The organism is Palleronia sp. LCG004, from assembly GCF_032931615.1.
GTDB lineage: Bacteria > Pseudomonadota > Alphaproteobacteria > Rhodobacterales > Rhodobacteraceae > Palleronia.
Genome location: NZ_CP136763.1, coordinates 72,220 through 91,084, shown reverse-complemented (window position 1 = coordinate 91,084; position 18,865 = coordinate 72,220). Strand labels below are relative to the sequence as shown.

At 68.8% G+C, this 18,865-nt stretch carries 13 protein-coding genes and 1 riboswitch; of the genes, 8 read left to right on the top strand and 5 right to left on the bottom strand.

Annotated features, from left to right (window positions below; genetic code table 11):
- Nucleotides 1–78: 78 nt before the first annotated feature.
- Nucleotides 79–290, bottom strand: a riboswitch (cobalamin riboswitch).
- Nucleotides 291–441: 151 nt separating this feature from the next.
- On the bottom strand, nucleotides 442–849 hold the full coding sequence (locus RVY76_RS18490; RefSeq protein ID WP_317377876.1) for a hypothetical protein: 408 nt from the start codon (nucleotides 847–849) through the stop codon (nucleotides 442–444).
- Nucleotides 850–1,063: 214 nt separating this feature from the next.
- On the opposite strand from RVY76_RS18490, the gene RVY76_RS18485 reads away from it, so the two are divergent.
- The 3 genes from RVY76_RS18485 to kdsA all read left to right on the top strand — a co-directional run bounded on the left by RVY76_RS18485 (nucleotide 1,064) and on the right by kdsA (nucleotide 3,373).
- Nucleotides 1,064–1,651 carry an N-acetyltransferase gene (locus RVY76_RS18485; protein WP_317377875.1) on the top strand — a complete coding sequence of 196 codons (588 nt, stop codon included), beginning with the start codon at nucleotides 1,064–1,066 and terminating at the stop codon, nucleotides 1,649–1,651.
- 94 nt (nucleotides 1,652–1,745) lie between these two features.
- The gene (locus tag RVY76_RS18480) at nucleotides 1,746–2,537 is read left to right on the top strand and encodes a manno-octulosonate cytidylyltransferase (protein ID WP_317377873.1); all 792 of its coding nucleotides are present in this window, start codon (nucleotides 1,746–1,748) and stop codon (nucleotides 2,535–2,537) included.
- On the top strand, nucleotides 2,537–3,373 hold the full coding sequence (gene kdsA, locus RVY76_RS18475) for a 3-deoxy-8-phosphooctulonate synthase (RefSeq protein WP_317377871.1): 837 nt from the start codon (nucleotides 2,537–2,539) through the stop codon (nucleotides 3,371–3,373). The genes RVY76_RS18480 and kdsA overlap by 1 nt, the downstream gene beginning before the upstream one ends.
- A gap of 3 nt (nucleotides 3,374–3,376) precedes the next feature.
- Here the strand turns inward: kdsA and RVY76_RS18470 are convergent, their stop codons facing one another.
- Nucleotides 3,377–3,808: a BLUF domain-containing protein gene (locus tag RVY76_RS18470; protein ID WP_317377870.1), complete on the bottom strand. Its 432-nt coding sequence runs from the start codon at nucleotides 3,806–3,808 to the stop codon at nucleotides 3,377–3,379.
- Between the two features lie 164 nt (nucleotides 3,809–3,972).
- Here RVY76_RS18470 and RVY76_RS18465 point away from each other — a divergent pair, with 164 nt between their 5' ends.
- On the top strand, nucleotides 3,973–4,752 hold the full coding sequence (locus tag RVY76_RS18465) for a tellurite resistance TerB family protein (protein ID WP_317377868.1): 780 nt from the start codon (nucleotides 3,973–3,975) through the stop codon (nucleotides 4,750–4,752).
- 9 nt (nucleotides 4,753–4,761) lie between these two features.
- Here RVY76_RS18465 and RVY76_RS18460 read toward each other — a convergent pair whose 3' ends face one another.
- Entirely contained in the window at nucleotides 4,762–6,609 is a 1,848-nt protein-coding gene (locus RVY76_RS18460; protein ID WP_317377866.1) for a hypothetical protein, read from the bottom strand.
- Between the two features lie 380 nt (nucleotides 6,610–6,989).
- Here RVY76_RS18460 and RVY76_RS18455 point away from each other — a divergent pair, with 380 nt between their 5' ends.
- Both RVY76_RS18455 and RVY76_RS18450 read left to right on the top strand, forming a co-directional pair.
- On the top strand, nucleotides 6,990–7,742 hold the full coding sequence (locus RVY76_RS18455; RefSeq protein ID WP_317377864.1) for a sulfotransferase: 753 nt from the start codon (nucleotides 6,990–6,992) through the stop codon (nucleotides 7,740–7,742).
- Nucleotides 7,739–9,277, top strand: coding sequence for a glycosyltransferase (locus RVY76_RS18450; protein WP_317377863.1), 1,539 nt, complete (start codon nucleotides 7,739–7,741; stop codon nucleotides 9,275–9,277). The genes RVY76_RS18455 and RVY76_RS18450 overlap by 4 nt, the downstream gene beginning before the upstream one ends.
- 3 nt (nucleotides 9,278–9,280) lie before the next feature.
- Here RVY76_RS18450 and RVY76_RS18445 read toward each other — a convergent pair whose 3' ends face one another.
- Nucleotides 9,281–11,776 (bottom strand): cation:proton antiporter, encoded by a 2,496-nt coding sequence (locus RVY76_RS18445; RefSeq protein WP_317377861.1) that lies wholly within the window; start codon nucleotides 11,774–11,776, stop codon nucleotides 9,281–9,283.
- A gap of 149 nt (nucleotides 11,777–11,925) precedes the next feature.
- Nucleotides 11,926–17,319: a glycosyltransferase gene (locus RVY76_RS18440; protein WP_317377859.1), complete on the bottom strand. Its 5,394-nt coding sequence runs from the start codon at nucleotides 17,317–17,319 to the stop codon at nucleotides 11,926–11,928.
- A gap of 94 nt (nucleotides 17,320–17,413) precedes the next feature.
- Between RVY76_RS18440 and RVY76_RS18435 the strand changes: the two genes are divergently transcribed.
- Both RVY76_RS18435 and RVY76_RS18430 read left to right on the top strand, forming a co-directional pair.
- Nucleotides 17,414–18,139 carry a sulfotransferase gene (locus RVY76_RS18435; protein ID WP_317377857.1) on the top strand — a complete coding sequence of 242 codons (726 nt, stop codon included), beginning with the start codon at nucleotides 17,414–17,416 and terminating at the stop codon, nucleotides 18,137–18,139.
- A gap of 67 nt (nucleotides 18,140–18,206) precedes the next feature.
- On the top strand, nucleotides 18,207–18,857 hold the full coding sequence (locus RVY76_RS18430) for a hypothetical protein (RefSeq protein ID WP_317377855.1): 651 nt from the start codon (nucleotides 18,207–18,209) through the stop codon (nucleotides 18,855–18,857).
- The last annotated feature ends 8 nt before the right edge of the window (nucleotides 18,858–18,865 follow it).

Genomic DNA, 18,865 nt, shown 5'->3' with positions numbered 1-18,865 from the left:
GACGTCCGCAGACGACGAGAACGTCACCACGGACGGAAAAAGCGATCTTTTCCGTAGTCGCGCGCGCCCCTCGCGGCCCGACAGGGTGATCGCTTCGGCAGGTCTCCTGGCTTGCGGGTCGTCGCTCTGCCGGGCCTTCCCACGCGGACGTTCCGCGCAGTGGCATGTTCCGGCATCGCTCGCCGCCTACAGTTGCGGGGGCAGCTGCGGATGAGGACCCTTCGATGAGGGCCCGACCCGCATTCCCTATTCACCGTGCTGTGGCACGGACCGAAGCACGCATCTGCTACCGTCGGGCCGGGACGGGGGCAAGGCCGTTCCGGCAGCCCGGAACGAAAAGGCCCGCATGGCCGTCCGAAGATCCGGACCGGCCATGCGGGCCTCGAAGGACGGGTGCGGCTGCGGAGGGAAAGATTCGCGGCCGCACCCCCCCTTTTTCCGTCACTCGGCGGTAACGATCGCCGTCACGAGCTCGTCGTTCACCCGGATCGGGCCGTCCTCGGTGGCACCGAGCGTGTATTCGAACACGCCCGTCTCCATGCCACCTTCCTCGGAATGGACCATGAGCATGAGCATGTCGCCCGAGGCCACGTCTTCCTGCAGGATGGCGAGGACGTCGTCGTTCTCGCCCATCCTGAGCGGCGCGTAGCCTACGACGGGGCCCGGAGCCATCTCGGAATCGGTGCGGTGCACCACCATCCAGCCATTGGCGGGCGCGGTCACGCTCTCGGCCGAAACGACACCGTTCGAAACCGACTGGTCGGAGGCGGTGATCGACGGCGTCATGTCCTGTGCGAGGGCGGCGGTGCCGAAAAGGGCGATGGCCGTAGCGGCGAGAGAGGTCTTCATGGGTATTCCTTTCGCGTCTGGATTGTGTCCATACCCGGAAGACACGCGCGGACCCCCGTTAAGGTTTCCCATGCAGGTGCGATTTGTCCGTGACCGGTCGGGAGATGTCCGCCCCCCTTGACGGGCGGGTGACGCGCGCCGGACACGGATAGGTCGAGCCCGTTCCGATCTCGTCCAGGCCTTCGTGCAAGATGCGCGTATTCGACATTGCCGTATGTGCCGGAACCATCGTACCCCGCGTTCGAGACAGGGGAGATCGACCATGAAGATCGCTACCGGTGCCGAGGGACGCGAAGAGGCGCTCATCGATCTGTTCGCCGCGGCCTTCACCGCATCGGAAGGGGTGGAGGAGGGCACGCTGGTCGGCGGGCTGGTCCGCGATCTGCTCACGAAGACGCCGGCATCCGATATCCATGTATTCCGCGCCGAAGAGGACGGCGACGTAATCGGTGCGGCCGTGTTCACCCGCCTGACCTATCCGGAAGACCCGCGCAATGTCGTCCTGCTCTCTCCGATGGCAGTGGCACCCGCGCATCAGCGCCGGGGCGTCGGCAAGACCCTGCTCGCCCACGCGCTGGAGGCGCTTCGCTCCGAGGGGGCGGAAGTCGCCATCACCTACGGCGATCCGGACTATTACGAGCGCGTCGGCTTCGCTCCGATTGTCGAGGATCAGGCGCGTGCGCCCCTGCCGCTCAGCCATCCTCACGGATGGGTCGGGCAATCCCTGACCGGTCGACAGATGCCGGTCCTTTGCGGGGTGCCGAGCTGCGTCGTCGCGTTGAACAGGGCCGACATCTGGTAAGCCATGCATTACCCCGGCCGCCGCCTTTTGCTGTCCACGGTTTACCGTCTTTGGCATTGACGGTAGGTCGGGTTTGAACTTCTGGGAGAGCGGCATGAAGACGGTGATCCTGATCCCGGCGCGGTATGCGTCGACGCGCTATCCCGGCAAGCCGCTGGCGGAGATCGAACTGCCCGACGGCACGCGGCGCAGCCTCATCCGGCTGAGCTGGGACGCGGCGCAGGCCGTCGAGGGTGTCTCGGATGTGCATGTCGTGACCGACGACGAGCGCATCGCCGAGCATGTCCGCGGCTTCGGCGGCGATGTCATCATGACCTCCGAGACCGCGCGCAACGGCACCGAGCGTTGCGCCGAGGCGCTCACGGCGGGCGGGATCGAGGCCGACCTGATCGTGAACCTGCAGGGCGACGCGCTGCTGACGCCGCCCTGGTTCATCGAGGACCTGATGGCGGCGATGGAGCGCGATGCCGAAGCCCAGGTCGCGACGCCCGTCCTGCGCTGCGATCGGACGAGCTACGACCATTTCCGCGAGGATCGCGCGGCGGGCCGCGTGGGCGGCACCACGGCGGTGATGGATGCGAAGGGCCACGCGCTCTATTTCTCGAAGGAAGTGATCCCCTATATCGATCCCGGCAAGCTGCCCGACCCGATCCCGGTCTTCCACCATGTGGGGGTCTATGCCTACCGCCCCGGAACGCTCGCCGCCTATACCGGCTGGGCCCCCGGCACGCTCGAGACGCTCGAAGGGCTCGAACAGCTGAGATTCCTCGAGAACGGCACGGCCGTCGCCTGCGTCGAGGTCGAGGGGCGCGGCCGCGTCTTCTGGGAGCTCAACAACCCCGAGGACCGCCCCCGCATCGAGGCCGCGCTGAGGGAGCTTTCGTGATGGACTTCATCGAGACGCGGATCGTCGAGATCGGCGACATCGCAGTGGGCGGGCGGGAGCCGTTCGCGCTCATCACCGGGCCCTGCCAGCTCGAAAGCCTCGATCACGCACGCATGATGGCCGAACGCATCGCCGAGGCCTGCGCGCCCACCGGCACGCGCTTCGTCTTCAAGGCGAGCTACGACAAGGCCAACCGCTCGTCGCTGGGATCGACGCGCGGGCTCGGCCTCGAGGAGGGGCTGGGGATCCTGTCGAAGATCCGCGCCGAATTCAGCTGCCCCACGCTCACCGACGTGCACCTGCCCGAGCATTGCGCCCCCGCGGCCGAGGCCTGCGACGTGATCCAGATCCCGGCCTTCCTCTGCCGCCAGACCGATCTCCTTCTCGCCGCCGGAGAAACGGGTGCCGCGATCAATGTGAAGAAGGGCCAGTTCCTGGCCCCCTGGGACATGGAAAACGTCGCGGCCAAGATCGCGTCCACAGGCAACGAGCGGATCCTGCTCTGCGACCGCGGCACGTCCTTCGGCTACAACACGCTGGTCAGCGATTTCCGCGGTCTGCCGGTGATGGCGCGGACGGGATACCCGGTCGTCTTCGACGCCACCCATTCGGTGCAGCAGCCGGGCGGGCAGGGCGCGACCTCCGGAGGACAGCGCGAATTCGCGCCGGTGCTGGCACGGGCGGCCTGTGCCGTCGGGGTCTCGGCGCTCTTCATCGAGACGCACGAGGATCCCGACCGCGCGCCCTCGGACGGGCCCAACATGATCCCCGTCGACCGGATGGAAGCCCTGATCGGGCACCTCAGGGCCTTCGACGATCTCGCCAAAGCCAGATAAAAATTATCCTGCCAGTGTGGCGACCGACATGGCGCGGCGCGTATAGGCCATCCGTTCCATGAAGACGAGAATGTCGGCAGCCGAGGCGCGCCTGATGTCCGGCTCGCGTCCCAGAGCCGACTGGAACGTGGCAAAGCCATGCGTCTCGTCGCGGGTGAAGGCCATGTCCCAGCCCGCAAAGCGCCGCGTGGCGTTCTGGCCCTCGTCCAGGAGGCGCAGTTTCTTGTGGCGGGTATCCTTCTCGATCGTGGCCCGCAGCGTGTCGATCGCCTGGTCCGGGCCTTCGACATATTGCGCGTAATGGTCGCCTTCGCGGTGCAGGTACCCGGTAAGACCCATCTTGCGATTGCGGTTTCTCGCCTGCAGATAGATCAGCGCGTCGTAACCCGATCCCTGGGAGACGCGGGCCGTCGATATGTAGAACCAGTATTTCACGGTGAACGGTGCTCCTCTGGAATCTCGTGTTTCAGGTCTCTCCCGGTTCTCCACCCGGGAAGCCTAAGCCTCTGTTGCAGGTCCGTTCGCAGGTCCGCCGCTTGCGGGAACGTGCGGCCCTGCGACGTCGTTGAGCTTCTGGATTGCAGGGAAGGGATCGTCAGATGAGCCTCAAGCGAATACTCGGAACGATGCTCGCCACGCGCATGGCCGGTCGCGGCCGCCGGCGCGGAGCGCTCGGGACGGCGTCGATGCTGGGCCTGGGCCGACGCAGACGGCGGCCCGGAATGGGCGTCGCGGCGCTCGGTTACATGGCTTATCGCGCCTATCAGGACCACCAGTCGCGCAATGCCGTCACTGCCCAGACGGGCAGTGCGACTGCGGGACAGCCCGACACGACGCAAGGTGCTACCGGCACCCGATCGGGCACCGAGGGTGGCCTCATGGGCATGGTTCAGGACGCGGTCGACAAGATCTCGGGCGCGATGCAGCCCGAAAGACAGGGGACGCGCGCAACATCCGGAACCGGTACGGCCGCAGTTACGGCGTCCGACGATGCCGAGATGCAGGAAGAAGCCCGTGCGGCCGAGGATCTGAGCGACCGCACCGCACTTCTGCTCATCCGTGCGATGATCACCGCCGCCTATGCCGACGGATCGCTTTCGACCGAGGAGCGCGAGCGCATCATGAGCGAGATCGCCGAAGCTGGAGGCACCGCCGAGGATCGCGCCGTGATGGAGCGCGAGATCGCCAATCCGAAACCCCTCGACGAGCTTCTCGCCGAGGTCGACAATGCGGAAACGGCCGAGGAATTCTACCTCGCTTCGCGTGCCGCCATCGACGGCGAGAGCGAGACCGATCGCCATTATCTCGCGCAGCTGCGCGAGCGTCTCGGCCTGTCGGACGAACAGGTGGCCGAAATTGAGGAGATGGCGGCGGAATAAGGGTCCGCCTCAGTCGGTCGCGTCCGGACGGGGCCCTCCGATATCGGGCGCGGTCCACCAGATCCGGCTGCCCGACATGTCGCGCAACGTCAGCGCCGCGCCCGGCACGATGTCGCGAAGGGTGTCCTCGGACCATGGCAGCGTGATCGGGACAGGCGCGAGCGCGAGCGACGCGATCGGGATCTCGCCTGACCAGAGCGTTGCCGGGACGGGGCCGTCGGGGGCCGCGACATAGATCTCGTAACCTTCCCTCTCCGCTTCGATGCGCGGTGCTTCGGGTAGAAGCGACAGCGCAGCTTGGCCAAGCCGCAGCTCTTCGGGTGGACCCCCGGCATCGCTCGCATACCAAGCCGAACCCCTCTCGATCCCGCGGATTTCGTGCGGCCAGATCAGGTCCGGCATGCCCGGCTCGCGGACGAGATGCGGACGCGCCACGAAGATCATCGGCGGCACCGTCTCGTCCGGGGGCATCGCGCCTCCCTCGTAATCGAGAAAGAGCGTGGCCTCGCGCGCGTGATCCGCGCCGGGCACCCGTTCGACATGACAGAGATAGCGTTCCGGCCGATCGCCGCCGCCCACGCTTTCGGGAATGTCGATTGTGACCTCGTCCCCGCCGCGTCCGCCCGCGCCCTTCCCGATGGCAAGCCGCAGCCGCCCGCCGCGCCGATGCGCGGCGAGTGCCACGCCCAGCTGCAGATCGCCCGTGCCCGCCGGGATCGCGACCGGGGGACCGAGCCTGATCGTCCGAGACTGCTCGGGCGCGCGGAGGGCGATCCGCGTCGTGGCGACGCCCGGCATCTGCCATTCCCCGAGCTCACCCGTCGTCACGTCCGTCGTGTCATTCCCCTCTGGGGCGAGCGGCATGTCGAGCGGCACCTCATCGAGGGGAGGCCGCTCCTGGAGAGGAAGGAGCGCGCGGTCCCCAATGGTAAGATCGAGCCCTTCCGCGCCGCGCACGAAGACCCGGCCTGCGCGGACGAAGATCTCTGAGACGGCCGCGCCGAAGGGACCGTTGGGATCGATGTCGCGTGCCTGGCCCATCGCCCGCCAGCGCCCCTCGTGATGCACGGCCATCTCGCGGCGCCGGGTCGTGAGCGCCTCGATCCGACGCATCTCGGCAAGCTCGACGGGAGAAAGCTGCGCGATGAAGCGCGTCATCCCTTCCTCGGCGCGGGCATCGTCGTAGCCCCGCGCACGCGGGTGCAGGACGGTCACGCCGGTATCGCAGAGCGCTTCGAGCCCCATCTGCCGCGCGATGGCGATCGCGGCGTAGTCGATCCCCCAGCCGAGATTGTTGACCTCGAAATCGAGCTCGGCGAGCCGGTCGAGCACGGGACGCGTCAGTGCCCAGACGACGCCGTCGGTCTGCGCCGTGCGGTAAAGCACGCTTTCACCCATCCGCTCCAGCAACGCCGCGCGCAGCGGATAGGGCGTCCAGTCGATCTCGGGGGCCCAGAGGCCCGTCCCGGGATGCGCGACGAGCGCCGCGCGCAGCCGCGCGACGAGGCCCGGCCAATCGTCGGATCGCGCGTCGACCTGGATCTGCAGCATCGCGTCCGCGCCTTGCGACAACGCGAGGGAACGGGCGAACTTCGGGCCGAAATACTGCGATTGCGGAACCGCGACCCAGTTTCCGGGTCCCCGTTCGGTCCGGCCTGCGCGGTTCGAATAGACGACGCTCAGCCCCTCGTCTGGCGCGAGTGCGGGGCGGATTGCCCGCGCGATGGCGCGCGCGTGCCGATGCTGTCCCTCCCAGGAAATGAGCACGACATGGAGCCGCGGGCCGTTCAGATCCGCCTTTCCGCCACGCAGGATCCGGACGGCTTTTTCCCGCGCTGTGCGGAGCTTTCCAAGCAACGGATCCACCTCGCCCCTCTGCCGCGACCACACCCGCACCATGTCACGAACGCACAAGCGACGAAAGGCGGGCCCGGGGTGACCTCAGCGCATGGCGCAGGGATCAAAGGCCGGAACGCCCGCGCCTTCGCGTCCTGCAACGTCCATACGGGAAGGCATCCGCTCCTGAGCTTCTGGCTGACCTGACATGTCGCACAATGACCTTCGGCAAGGCGAGAGGCCGCGTCGCTGGCGGTGTCGCCAGCCGATTTCGGGGACGCGGCATCACGCAAGTCCGGCCCGCCCCAAGTCCCCCGGATCCCGCCTGTTGACCCCCGGGGCGCGGGCGGGGCATATGGCGCTCTGTTGCCTGCCAGACACCCTTATCCACAGGTCGTTCGATGCCCCTTTTCCGAACCGCGCCCAAGGCCCATGGCCGCCGCTTCGTCATCATGGGATTGCCGCGCAGCGGAACGACCTATCTGATGACGCTCCTGAACGCGCATCGTCAGGTCTATTGCTCGGGCGAGCAGTTCAATCCCTACGCCGTCGTCGACATCGCCGATCGCGACAACACCGTCGAGACGATCGGAACGCGTGACGGCGACCCCGCCGGCCATGTCGAACGCTTTTTCGACAAGGCGCTGGCGGGCCGACACGACCGCGTGGGATTCAAGTTCATGCTGGGCCATAATGTCGACGCGCTTGAAAGCATCCTTGAGGACCGCGACCTCACGCTGCTCTATGTGCATCGCGACAACAAGCTCGCGCAGGTCTCTTCCTGGATCAAGGCGGCGAAGACGCGCAACTGGGCGCAGAACCGCGTGGACGAGCATGTCTCGCGCAAGATCGATGCGGGCCCCCGCAAGATCAGTCAGCACTGGCACGACTACGCCACGATGGACCGGCTCTTCGCGCATCTCTTCGACACGCTGCCGCATCACAAGATGCAGGTCGAATACCGCACGATGTTCGCGCCGGGCTTCAACGACCGGCTCTGCGACTTCATGGGCATCAAGCGCGACGGCGGCATGAAGAGCCCGCTCGTCAAGCAGGGATCGAACGACATCCTCGAGCGGTTCGAGGATCCCGAGCCGATCCGCAAGTACTTCACCCGGATCGGCCGCGCCGACTGGCTGGAGCCCGAATTGTGAGCGATCCCGAAAGGCCGCTTCGCGTCCTCTACTACAACTGGGTCGATTACCTTGATCCCGAACGGCGCGGCGGCGGCGTCACGGTCTATCAGCGCAACCTCATGGCCCGGATGGCCGCGCGCACAGATATCGCGCCCGCCTTCCTGTCCTCCGGCATCCTCTACGACCTGCCGCGGCGCGGGCCCCGCTGGGAGCGGATGCGCGTGGGCCCCGCGCAGGACCGCGACCGCCGCTACGCGATCGTCAATTCTGGCACGCTCGCGCCCGGGCACCATTCCTTCGGCCACGACGCGCAGATTACCCATCCCGAAACCGAGGCCACCTTCTGTGACATGGTGGCGGCGACCGGGCCCTACGACGTGGTGCATTTCCAGAATTTCGAAGGCATTCCCGTCAACGTCCTCGCAGCCCTCAAGGCGCGGTTCCCGGATATGGCGCTGGTCGTGAGCCTCCACAATTACTATCCGATCTGTCCGCAGGTGAACCTGTGGCAGCGCGAGCGGGAGCATTGCGACGACTTCCGGGATGGCAGGGCCTGTGTCGGATGCCTGCTGCATCAGCCCAATGCACGGCTGGTCGTGGCCGCGCATGGCCTGTCGTACAGGTTGCAGCGGATGGGAATGCGGCCGGGATCGCGGGCCTTCAACCTGTCCTTCGGCACGGCAATCCGGGTGGGCCATCGCGGATCGCGCCTCGTGGGACATCTGCGCCGCCGCCGCGGGGGGGCAGCGCTGCCGGCCGAGACGGCATCGCCCAAAACGGCACAGATCGTCCCTGACGTGACGCCGCGCGGGGCGGAGGGCTTCGCCGCGCGGCGCCCGGCGATGATCGATACCCTCAACGCCCATGCCGACCGGGTGCTGGGCGTGTCGGACCGCGTGTGCGAGATCGCCGCGCGCCACGGCATCGCCGGGGCGAAACTCGCCACCTCCTATATCGGCACGGCCGAGGCCGCGCGCTTCGCCGAAACCGCGCCGCGCGGCCCCCTGCCACGCGCGGACGGCACGCTGCATCTGGCCTATCTGGGCTACATGCGCCGCGACAAGGGATTCTTCTTCCTGCTCGACGCGCTCGAGGCGCTGCCCGAGACCCTGTCCCGGCGATTGCGGCTCCGCGTCGCGGCGCGGCGCGGCGAGCCGCAGGCAATGGCGCGTCTCGACGCGCTCGGTCGCCGGCTCGCGGGCGTGACGCATCACGACGGCTACACCCACGAGGGGCTCGACGCGCTGCTCGCCGATGTCGATCTCGGTATCGTGCCGCCCCTCTGGGAGGACAACCTGCCCCAGGTCGCGATCGAGATGCATGCCCGTCACGTCCCCCTGCTGACGAGCGATCGCGGCGGCGCGAAGGAGCTCGCGAACTGCGCGTCCATGACCTTCGCCGCGGGCGACGCGGAGAGCTTCCGCGACCGGATCGAGGCGATCCTCGAAGGCCGGATCGACATGGCGGCCTACTGGGCGGGCGCGCGCGCGCCGCAGGGGATGGACGGGCATCTCGAGGAGCTCGTCTCGATCTATCGGGGCGCGGTCGGCTGAGGATCAGACCGCGCGCAGCCGCTCGGGCTCGATCCCGCGCTTTACCGCGCTTTCACGGACGGCTTCCTGCAGCGCGGGGCTGCGCTGCAGAAGCCGCATGAAGCGCCGTTCGTCGAGACGCAAAAGAACGCCGTGGCTGATCGCGCGGACCTGAGTGCGGCGCGCGCGTGTGCTCAGCATCGAGAGCTGTCCGAACATCTCGCCCCGGCCCAGGCGGTGCTTCTGTCCGGCCGTCTCGGTCTCGACGGCGCCCGAGGCGATGAAGAAGACGTTGTTCACGGTCTCGTCTTTTCCGACGATCACGTCCCCCGCCGTGACGTAGCGGGTCAAGAGCGCCCGGCCGAGCTGGGCACGGGCGGTTTCGTCAAGATCGGAGAAGAGCGGGAATTGCCGTACCAGATCGGCCTTCTGCACAGCTAGGTCGAGGCCGGGACGCACCTCGAGCAGGGCGCGCCGCGACTGGATCTTCTGGACGAGCGAGGTGTGGAGTTCCTGCCCGATGAGCCCGTCCTCGCGCAGGGCATCGTATTCGCGCTCCTCCACCCTGAGGGCGGTGCGCCGGATCAGGCGGCGTTCGAGCTCTTCGGCATAGCCCGGATATTGCAGGCGCAGCCCTTCGAGCTCCTGCTCGACCTCCTCGGTGCGGCGGTCGAGCAATTCGTGCAGTAGGTCGGCCACCCGATGGCCGTGGATGCGGCGGATGCGCGTGTCGATGAAGCTGTGCAAGTCGTTCAGGACCAGCCGCTGGCCCAGCAGGACCTCGAACCGGTCGGCCGTCAGCCGCGCCAGCGGCCCCGAGAAATGGGCCCTGTGATGAAGCCAGACCGCGAAGCGAAAGCCCGTTCCGAAGGCGAGGTTCGCCCGCGCGGCCTGCCGGTAGCCGCTGCGCCCGCCCGTGCGCGTCGTCTCGATCAGCCTGTCGGCATTGGCGAGTGCCTGTTCGGCCAGCCTGTTCGAGATCGACCGTTCGCGGAACCGCTGGAGGATCATGTCGCGCTCGGCCCCCGCGAGCGCGATGAGACCCAGCGTGATGCGGTCGCGGTCGAGGATCTCCTCGCTGTCCTCGGCAGCCTCCATCGCGCGGTCGAGCCGGGTGGCGAAGGCCTTGGCCTCGGCCCGCACGATGTCGCGCGAGAGGCCGTAATTCTCGGTCGCGCTGGCAACATCTTCGCGCACGCTTTGCAGAGCGACGGCCACGACCTGTTTCGACAGCGCCACGTCGAGCGGTCCGAGCCGGTCGAGCCCGAGCCGCCGGATCACCCATCTGAGCGTGGTGCCCTGCACGATCAGCGTGAAGAGCACGAAACCCGTGGCGAGGATCGCGACGATGCGCTTGATCTCGCCCGAGACCTGCGCGCTTTCGGTGACGGCAAGGGCAAGGGCGAGCGTCACCGCCCCGCGCAGTCCCCCCCAGAGGATTGCCGCGCGATAGGGTCGTGCGATGCGCGGCGAGACGCGGATGAAGGCGAGGGCCGGCATCAGCCCGAAGACGATCACCCCGCGCGCGAGGATCGCCGCTCCCGTCACCGTCAGCAGCAGGATCCAGTCGCTCGAGCGGATATCCTCCAGCAGTCGCGGGATCAGCAGGGCCGCCAATACGAAGATGAGCGCCCCCGCCCAATGCGCCAGCAGGTCCCAGACCTCCTGCAGGCTCGCCCAGGATTGCGGTGGCAGCCGGCCCGGCCCCGACAGGTTGAGCGTGATCCCCGCCGTCACGACCGCGATCACGCCCGATGCCCCGACGAGCTGTTCGGCGATGAGAAAGCTCAGATAAGGCAGCGCGACCGAGACCGAGATCTGCGCGAGTTCCTGGCTGATCATCCCCATGAGCCAGACCGCCACCCGCGCCGTGATCCAGCCCACCAGCGCGCCGCCGAAAAGCAGGACCGGGAATTGCCCGAAGGCGTCGGCGACCGACGGATCGGCCTCGCCCACGCGCACGAAGGCCAAAAAAAGGCCGAAGAGCGCGATGGCGGCGGCGTCGTTCAGCAGGCTCTCGCCCTCGATGATCCGGCTGAGCCGGCGCGGCGCGGAGAGGTTGCGGAAGATCCCCACCACCGCCGACGGATCCGTGGTCGAGATGATGGCCCCGAGCAGCAGGCAGGCGAAGAGCGGCAGGGCGCTCGCCCAGAAGAGCGCGTAGCCCACCGCGAACGTCGCCACGACCACCGCGACGATGGCCAGCACGAAGATCGGCACCCAATCGTCGACCATCCGCCGCACGTTCATGCCAAGCGTCGCCTGGAACAGCAGCGTGGGCAGGAAGACGTAGAGGAACACGTTCGACCGGATCGGAAAGTTCAGGATCGCGATCGCCACGGGGTTCAGCGTGTCGGTAAGATCGGTGCGCAGGAAATAGACCGCGCCCGAGGCGATGAGAATGCCGATCGCGGCCAGGATCACGCTGTAGGGAAGTCTCAGCCGCGCGGCCAGCGGCTCGGCCAGACCGATGACGAGAAAGAGCGATGCGATGATCGCGACGATGACGACGATATCCATGGCACTCCTTCTCGGTCGGTGCCGGCCTCGGGGTCGGTGCGGCACGGGGATCCCATAGCGCGCAACGCGGGGGCGGGTCAGGGCGCAAACGCCGTCCTCGCGCCGAAATGTTTCGCATGCGAAACATTTCCATGCGACGTGCCGCGCGCCTAGTCGAGCCGGTCCCGCACGAAGGGGCTCTCGGTCCAGCGCAGCGAGAACCCCTCCTCGAAGATCACGTCGCGCCCTTCGGAGGCCAGCGCCAGATAGCGGCGGTATTCCTCGGCATCGTTGAAATGCTGGCGCCGGGCGACCTCGGCCACGGCCTTGCGGCGGAAATCGGCATTGTACTTGAAATGCGCGAAGAGAAGTTCTCGGGCCGCAAGCCGCGTGCCGCCGACGTAATGCAGCCCCGCCGAGAGCCGCATCTGCGGGCCGTAACGCAAAAGCGCGTATTTCTGTGCGACGAAGAGCTGCGGACGCGATCCGGGGATGAGGCGGTGGCGCAGCGCGCTGGTCCAGGTGGGCCGGTCCGAGAAGGGACCGAGCCCGCCCGCCGCGTCGAGGAACGGATGCGCCTCGCAGAAGCCGGCCTCGGTGAACGGATCGTTCCCGCGAAAATCGGCTTCCGACAGCGGGCCTCGCGGATACATGTCGAGCATGAAGATCCGCGCCGCGTCCGCATCCTCGAAATCGGGCCGTTCGAGAAGGGCGGCGAGACTCTCGCGCTGTGGATCCTGCCAGACGAGAAGTTCGTCGGCATCGGCCAGAAGCGTCCACCGACCGGGCCGGAAGGCCGCCATCATCGCCTCCTGCCAGGCGGTGCCGTATTGCGAGAGGCCGTAATCGGTATCGACCGAGAAGGTCGCGACGTCGGGCTGCGCGGCCAGGTATTCGAGCGTCCCGTCATCCGAGAGGTTGTCTGCCACGGCGAAGGCCGTAACCCCGAGGCTCCGGTAATGTTCTAGGAACCTCTCGATCATGAAGATCTCGTTGCGCATGACCGCCATCACCGCCACGGGGGCCTCTCGCAGCGCCTCGATGCGGGACGGGTCGCTCACGAGTTCGAGCGCGTTCGACAGATGTCCGAGCCGCGGCTCCTGGAAGCTCGGCCAGATCCGCGGCGGCGCGATCTCGGGCGTGGAAAGCCGCGCGCGCGCCGCCGATTGCGCCTCTGCCGCGTCGAGATGGACAAGCTTCACGGGCCAGAGCGCGCTCGCGTCGAAACCGCCCTGCCAGGCGGAGACGGGGATCGCGCCCGCCCCGTGCCGGCGGCGGATCGTGACGGGCCAGCGCGCCTCCGACACGGCGATCCCCGCCATCGCCAGCAGATCGCCGACGAGCTTGTCCTCCATGAAGGAGGCGGCGACGAGGGCCTGCCCCTCGGGGCTGGCGGCCATGTCGCGCGCGGCTTCCATCGCCCGACGCGAGAGCGTGTAGCCCGATCCGCCATCGGCATAGATCGACGGCTCGGGCGAGCGGTCGAGCTCGAGCCGGCCGCGGGGGCGGGTCGATTTCGGCATGTGCCATGCGCGGTCGAGCTGTCCCTGCACGCGGGTAAGCCTGCGGCCATGATAGTCGAGGACCGCATGGACCGGATCGTCGAAAACCGCGTCCACGTTGAGGAAGCAATCGTCGTCGATCTTCATCATGTGGCTGTAGGCGGTCTGGTGGAGCACCCAGTCGATCGCGGCCAGCGTCTTCTGCGGCAGCCCCTCGTAATCGTCGGGGGCGTCGAGATGGACGATTTCGTCCTCGCGCTGCCCGTCGCCGTCGCCCACCACGACGACATGCGGGATGCCCCGCGCCTTGAGCCGGTCGAGCCAGGCCGTGCGAAGCGCGGGGATCCGCGTGTCGAGATGCGCGCGGCAGGAAAATACCACGACGATCGTGTCGTGCGGCGGCAGCGGTGCTTCCGGCCCCGCCTCCATGCCGGGCAGGAGCGCGGGCAGCGCCTGCGCTACGGAGCCGGGATCGGCGGGCGGTACCGTGCCGGGACAGGCCATGTGCCTGAGCAGCGCGACCGGCCCGGCGCGGTCGGGATCGGCCGTGCCCGCAGGGCCGAGGCGCATCCGTCGCCAGCGGTTCGCATCGGGATTGTCCGCGAAGATGGCGAGGGCATCCTCGATCCGCTCAGCCGCCGCGGCCGGATCCGACAGGGTGTCGAAGGCCGAACGAACCGAGGCAAGCCCGGATGGCGGATCGCCAATCGCGTCCCAGAAGGCCGTCGATAGTCCGTATGTCGCGAGAATCCGACCGACCGTCTCCGGTTGCGCCTGTGCGAGCCGGGCTGCCGCCGCGGCGAGCCGTTCGCAGGGCACGCGACCCCAGTGGTCGTCCGCGCGGTTCTGCCCGAAATCAAGAAAGGCGTCGACGATCCGCTCGCGCACTGCCGCGGGCAGATCGTCGTGTGTCAGTGCCTCTTCGAGGAGGAAGGCGAACGGTGGCGTCACGATCCAGCCCGGCCCCGGCTCCTCGAGCGTATCGAGCGCACGGCCGAGATCGTCCCACTCCCCCCGGTCGAGCAGGAAGGGCAAGGCGGCTGAGGCGGTCCAGGGTGCCTCAAGCCCCTCGATGGGCCCGAGCCCCGCTTGGCGTGCCGCCAAGAGGAGCGCTTCGGGCTTGTGACCGGGCCCCGTGAAGACGTCCGAGAGGCCGAGGAAGAAGCCCTGCAGCAGCGCTCTGGGCAGGCAGGATTGTGCAAGGAGCCGCGCAGCATCGGCGGGCGGATCGGCGCGAAGCCCCTGCACCACGCGGGCCACGGCCAGATCGACGAGCCCCGTTGCGGGCGGCGCGACGGGCGGGGTGCCCGGCGCGGGCGAGGGGCCTTCGGCCAGGAATCCATCGAGCCGGTAGAACCGCGCCAGATCGCCGAGCGCCGCACGGGCGGCGGGCGAGAGGTCGGGCTCGAGCCCCGCGAAGCGCACATGCTCGATCACGAGGGTCGCCGCCTCCACATCGCCGCGCAGGCCGGGCTCGGAAAGCGCGGCCTCGACACGGATGCGGACGTCCTCGCGCGTGATCGCGAGCGGGCCGAGGACGCGTCGCCCGTCCTCCTCCACGACCGAGAGGCGCAGCGCGCTCGCCCCCTGCCAGAGCCGCCCCGGCAGGGCCGCCCGGACCTCGCGCGCGCCGTCCCGGGGCCGTACGACAAGGTGCGGAGCCTCAAGGCCCGGGATCTCGAGCGCGAGCGCGCCCGCCGCGCCGGGCACGCGGCCCCGCAGGACGAGCCGCGGATCGAGGGTCAGGCCTTCCCCCGGGACAGGGTCCTCGGCGCGGGCGACGCGGAAGGTCGCGGCCTCTATCCCGCCTTGCGGATCGGCCATCGCGATCCGGTCGAGCCCGCCGAAGACGCGGCCCGGAAAACTGCGGATCCCGCGTCCGTCGCGCGACAGGCGGATGCGGTCCGGTGCGATGTCGATCCCGATCTCCATCGGCCCCTCGACGGGCCCCAGCGGCAGGACGCGCGGACGTGCCCATGCGCCGCCGCGGCGGTCGTTGACGACGATCCGCGCGCCCTCTCGCTGAAGCGAGAGGTGAAAGATCACATCGCGTCCCGCCCCGTCGAGAAGGCCAAGATTGGCATAGCCCTTCGCCCCGTCGACCCGCGCCGTGAAGCGCAGCGAGACGGCCCCGCCCTTCGGCACGCGGATCATGGAATCGATGTCGTCGGGGCCCTTGCGCCTCAGCGCGAAGAGATCGCCGAGGGCGCGGCGCGGATCGCCGAGCGCGCGGGCCCCGTCGAAGAGTTCGGCCATCGGGCTCGGCATATCGGGATCGAGAACCGCGCCCGGCCCGCCCAGCCGCCGGCGCAGGATCGCCGCGCGCACGCCTGCGAGAAAGCGCAGCCGTGCAAGCCGCGGGACCGGACGCGGGGCGCGTGCGATCTCCTCCCAGAGGGCGCGCGCGAAGACCCTTCGCCGCCAGTCCGGCGGCAGGCGCGCGACGAGGCTCGGCGGCAGGCCCGCCACGTTCGCGTCGTACACGCGCACGAGCCGGCCCGCATCGGGTGCGCGGAGCGGGTCGGCCACGACGATCCCCGCCCATCCGAGCATGGCGATCCGCGCCTCGGGCCCCGCGGCGGTCATCGCCACGCGCCACGCCCCGCGCGGCCCCGCGGCAAAGACGGGGCCATCCGCAGGCAGGGCCGCGCGGGCGACGATCATGGCCGAGAGATGCGGGCGCAGTTCGTCGAGACCGGGGATCGCGGGCGGCAGACCCGCCGGCCCCGGCACGACGGAATGATGGAGCGTTCCCTCCGCATCGAGATGCGGCATCACACCGAGCGTCGCCCCACCCGCGATCATCGCGTCGGCCATCTGTTGCAGCGCGCCGGGCATCGGTCTGTCGCCGGCCTCGAGGATCTGGACGAAGCGGCCGCGCGCCTCGGACAGACCCCGGTCGCGCGCGGCGTCGGGGCCGGGGGCCTCGTGGACGATCACGCGCGCCTCGGGATGGGTGGCGGCAAGCGTGCGGGCGGTCTGCGCCTGCGGCTCCGGCACGACGATCAGCACCTCGCGGCCCGGCCCGTGCTGGGCGGCGAGCGCGGCGAGGCTCGCGTCCAGATCGCCCGATCCGTTCCAGGGGATCACCACCGAGAGCGGCAGCGCGTCCGAGAGTTCGAGCGCGAAGGAACGCGCCACATCCGGATCCCAGTCAGGACTGTAGGCGAGGCCGCGTTCGGCGAGGTAGTCGCGTGCCCCTCGCATGTAGCGCGCGCGCCGGTCCGGGTCGCGCAGCGCGGTCGTCCGCTCGAAGATCAGGCGGCTCGCGATGTTCTCGAAAGCTTCCGCGCCGTGGGACTTCGTGTCATCGATGAGCCCGCGCAGATCGTCGAGGACGGCGAATTGCTCGGAGACGCGGTCGTCGTCCTGCGCGGTGATCTGTCCCGCCCGTCCGCGCGTCTGGATATAGAGCGGCTGCGGCAGATGCGCGATCCGGGTCGCGCGCGCGGCCGCGCGCCAGTAAAATCCGTGATCCTCGAACCAGGTGCCTTCGGGAAAGCGCAGCCCCTCGATGAGGGTCCGGCGATAGAGCTTGTTCCAGGCCGAGGGGAAATGCCGCGCGACTTCGCGCCAATCGCCCAGGGGATAGCTCCTCGGGCCCGCATGGGCAGCCAGGTCGGCCGCACCGTGGATCGCCGAATGCATGGATCCCTGGGCGGGATTGTCGGGATCGTCGTGGCGGAAGCGGATGGCGCAGGCGACCCAGTCGGCACCCGAAACGTCGAGCGCGCGCGCCATCTGCCACAGGAAGTCCGGGGCCACGCGATCGTCGCCGTCGACGAAGGCGACAAGATCGCCCTGCGAGAGGTCGAGCCCCGCATTGCGCGCGCCCGAAAGCCCGCGATTGTCCTGCGAGACCAGCCTGAAACGCGGATCGTCGCCGATCGCCGTGCGCGCCCGCGCGGCGCTTTCGTCGCGCGACCCGTCGTCGATCACCAGCACCTCGAAATTCGGGTGGGTCTGGGCGCGGAGCGCGTCGATGCAATCGGCCACATGATCCTCGACGTCGAAGACCGGCACGATCACCGAAATCATCTGCGGGGGGGCCTCGCGCGACATGGGGGATGCTCTAGGGGTACCGGGCACCGCAGGACAAGGGGAAAGTCAGGCCATTTCCGTTGAGCCCTGCCGTATCGGCGGATATGCCCCGACCATGAGCCCTGCCACCCCGCCCCCCGAACAATTCGTCTTCGTCATGGCCTATGGCCGGTCGGGATCGACCTTGATCCAGGCGCTCCTGAACGCGCTTCCCGATACCTGCATCCGCGGCGAGAATGGCGGCGCGCTGAACGGGCTGCATGCGAGCTGGCGGCGCATCGCGCATACCGCGCAGCTCGAGGGAGCGCGGGGCGGGCCCGCGACGGCCCCCGACACGCCCTGGTTCGGGGCCGAGGCGACGGAGCCCCGCGGCTACGCGCGTGCCCTGGGCGCGGCCTTCACCCGGCACGTGCTGGCCCCGCCCCCGGGTACGCGGCGCGCGGGCTGCAAGGAGATCCGCTTCCACGAGGGCCCCGGCGGCTGGAGCGACGTACTGCCCTTCGAGGGACCGGGGGGCTTTCGCGATCTCCTCGACTTTCTGACGTCGGCCTTTCCGGATGCGCGCTTCGTGCTCAATTCCCGCGACCGGGAGGCCGTGGCACGGTCTGGATGGTGGCGGCAGGTGCCGCAGCCGCGGATGGTCGAGGTTCTGGGCCGGATCGACGCGCTCTTCGACCAGGCGGCGGAGGCGTTTCCGGACCGGGCGATCCGGCTGCGCTACGACGATTACGCCGGACATCCCGACGGCTTCGCACCGCTCTTCGCGCATCTGGGCCTGCCCTTCGACCGCGACCTCGCGGCCCGCGTCCTGGCGAAGCCGCTGGGCCATTCGGGGGTCTGAGCGCGTCTGGCCTTGGGCCTTCGGGGCGTGCATAAGGCGGCCAGACGACCAAGACGGATCCCATCCCATGCTTCTGAGCTTCGAGCGGCGTTTTCTCTTCGTGGCCAATACCAAGACCGCCTCGACCTCGATCGAGACGGTGCTGCGCCCGCACGCGACGATCGTGCGGGCCGAGACGCCCAGGCGCAAGCATGTGGGGCTGTCGGTCGCGCTGGAGGAATATCGCGGCGATTTCGCGCGCGCGGGCGTGTCGCCGGGCGGTGTGCTGAAATTCGGCGTGATGCGCGATCCGATCGACTGGATCACCTCTTGGTATCGATACCGGCGCGGCAACGCGGTCGAGAGTCCGCTTCCGGCCGACATGGATTTCGCCGCCTTCTGGACGCGCGCCGACTGGAACATCAAGAGCCCCAAGGGCGTGCCCTATCTGCAGCGCCGCCTCTTCTGCGAAGGCGAGACCACGCTGGCCGACGTGATCATCCCCTATCCCCGCCTGTCCGAGACCTTCGCACGGATCTGCAAGGGCCTCGGCATCGCGGTGGGGGACCTGCCGCAGGAGAACCGCTCGCGCCTGCGCGAGACCGAGGGGCTGAGCCCCGAACTTCGCGAGGAGATGCGGGACTTCTACGCCGCCGATTACGCGCTCTGGGACCGGCTCGACGAGATCAACGCACCCGCGCTCGCCCGCCTTGAGGAGGGCGATTACGCGCCCCGGTAAGGGGCAGG

Coding starts and splice junctions, on each gene's coding strand:
- RVY76_RS18490 (WP_317377876.1), bottom strand. CDS start 849: ATGAAGACCTCTCTCGCCGCTACGGCCATCGCCCTTTTCGGCACCGCC.
- RVY76_RS18485 (WP_317377875.1), top strand. CDS start 1,064: ATGTGCCGGAACCATCGTACCCCGCGTTCGAGACAGGGGAGATCGACC.
- RVY76_RS18480 (WP_317377873.1), top strand. CDS start 1,746: ATGAAGACGGTGATCCTGATCCCGGCGCGGTATGCGTCGACGCGCTAT.
- kdsA (WP_317377871.1), top strand. CDS start 2,537: ATGGACTTCATCGAGACGCGGATCGTCGAGATCGGCGACATCGCAGTG.
- RVY76_RS18465 (WP_317377868.1), top strand. CDS start 3,973: ATGAGCCTCAAGCGAATACTCGGAACGATGCTCGCCACGCGCATGGCC.
- RVY76_RS18455 (WP_317377864.1), top strand. CDS start 6,990: ATGCCCCTTTTCCGAACCGCGCCCAAGGCCCATGGCCGCCGCTTCGTC.
- RVY76_RS18445 (WP_317377861.1), bottom strand. CDS start 11,776: ATGGATATCGTCGTCATCGTCGCGATCATCGCATCGCTCTTTCTCGTC.
- RVY76_RS18440 (WP_317377859.1), bottom strand. CDS start 17,319: ATGTCGCGCGAGGCCCCCCCGCAGATGATTTCGGTGATCGTGCCGGTC.
- RVY76_RS18435 (WP_317377857.1), top strand. CDS start 17,414: ATGAGCCCTGCCACCCCGCCCCCCGAACAATTCGTCTTCGTCATGGCC.
- RVY76_RS18430 (WP_317377855.1), top strand. CDS start 18,207: ATGCTTCTGAGCTTCGAGCGGCGTTTTCTCTTCGTGGCCAATACCAAG.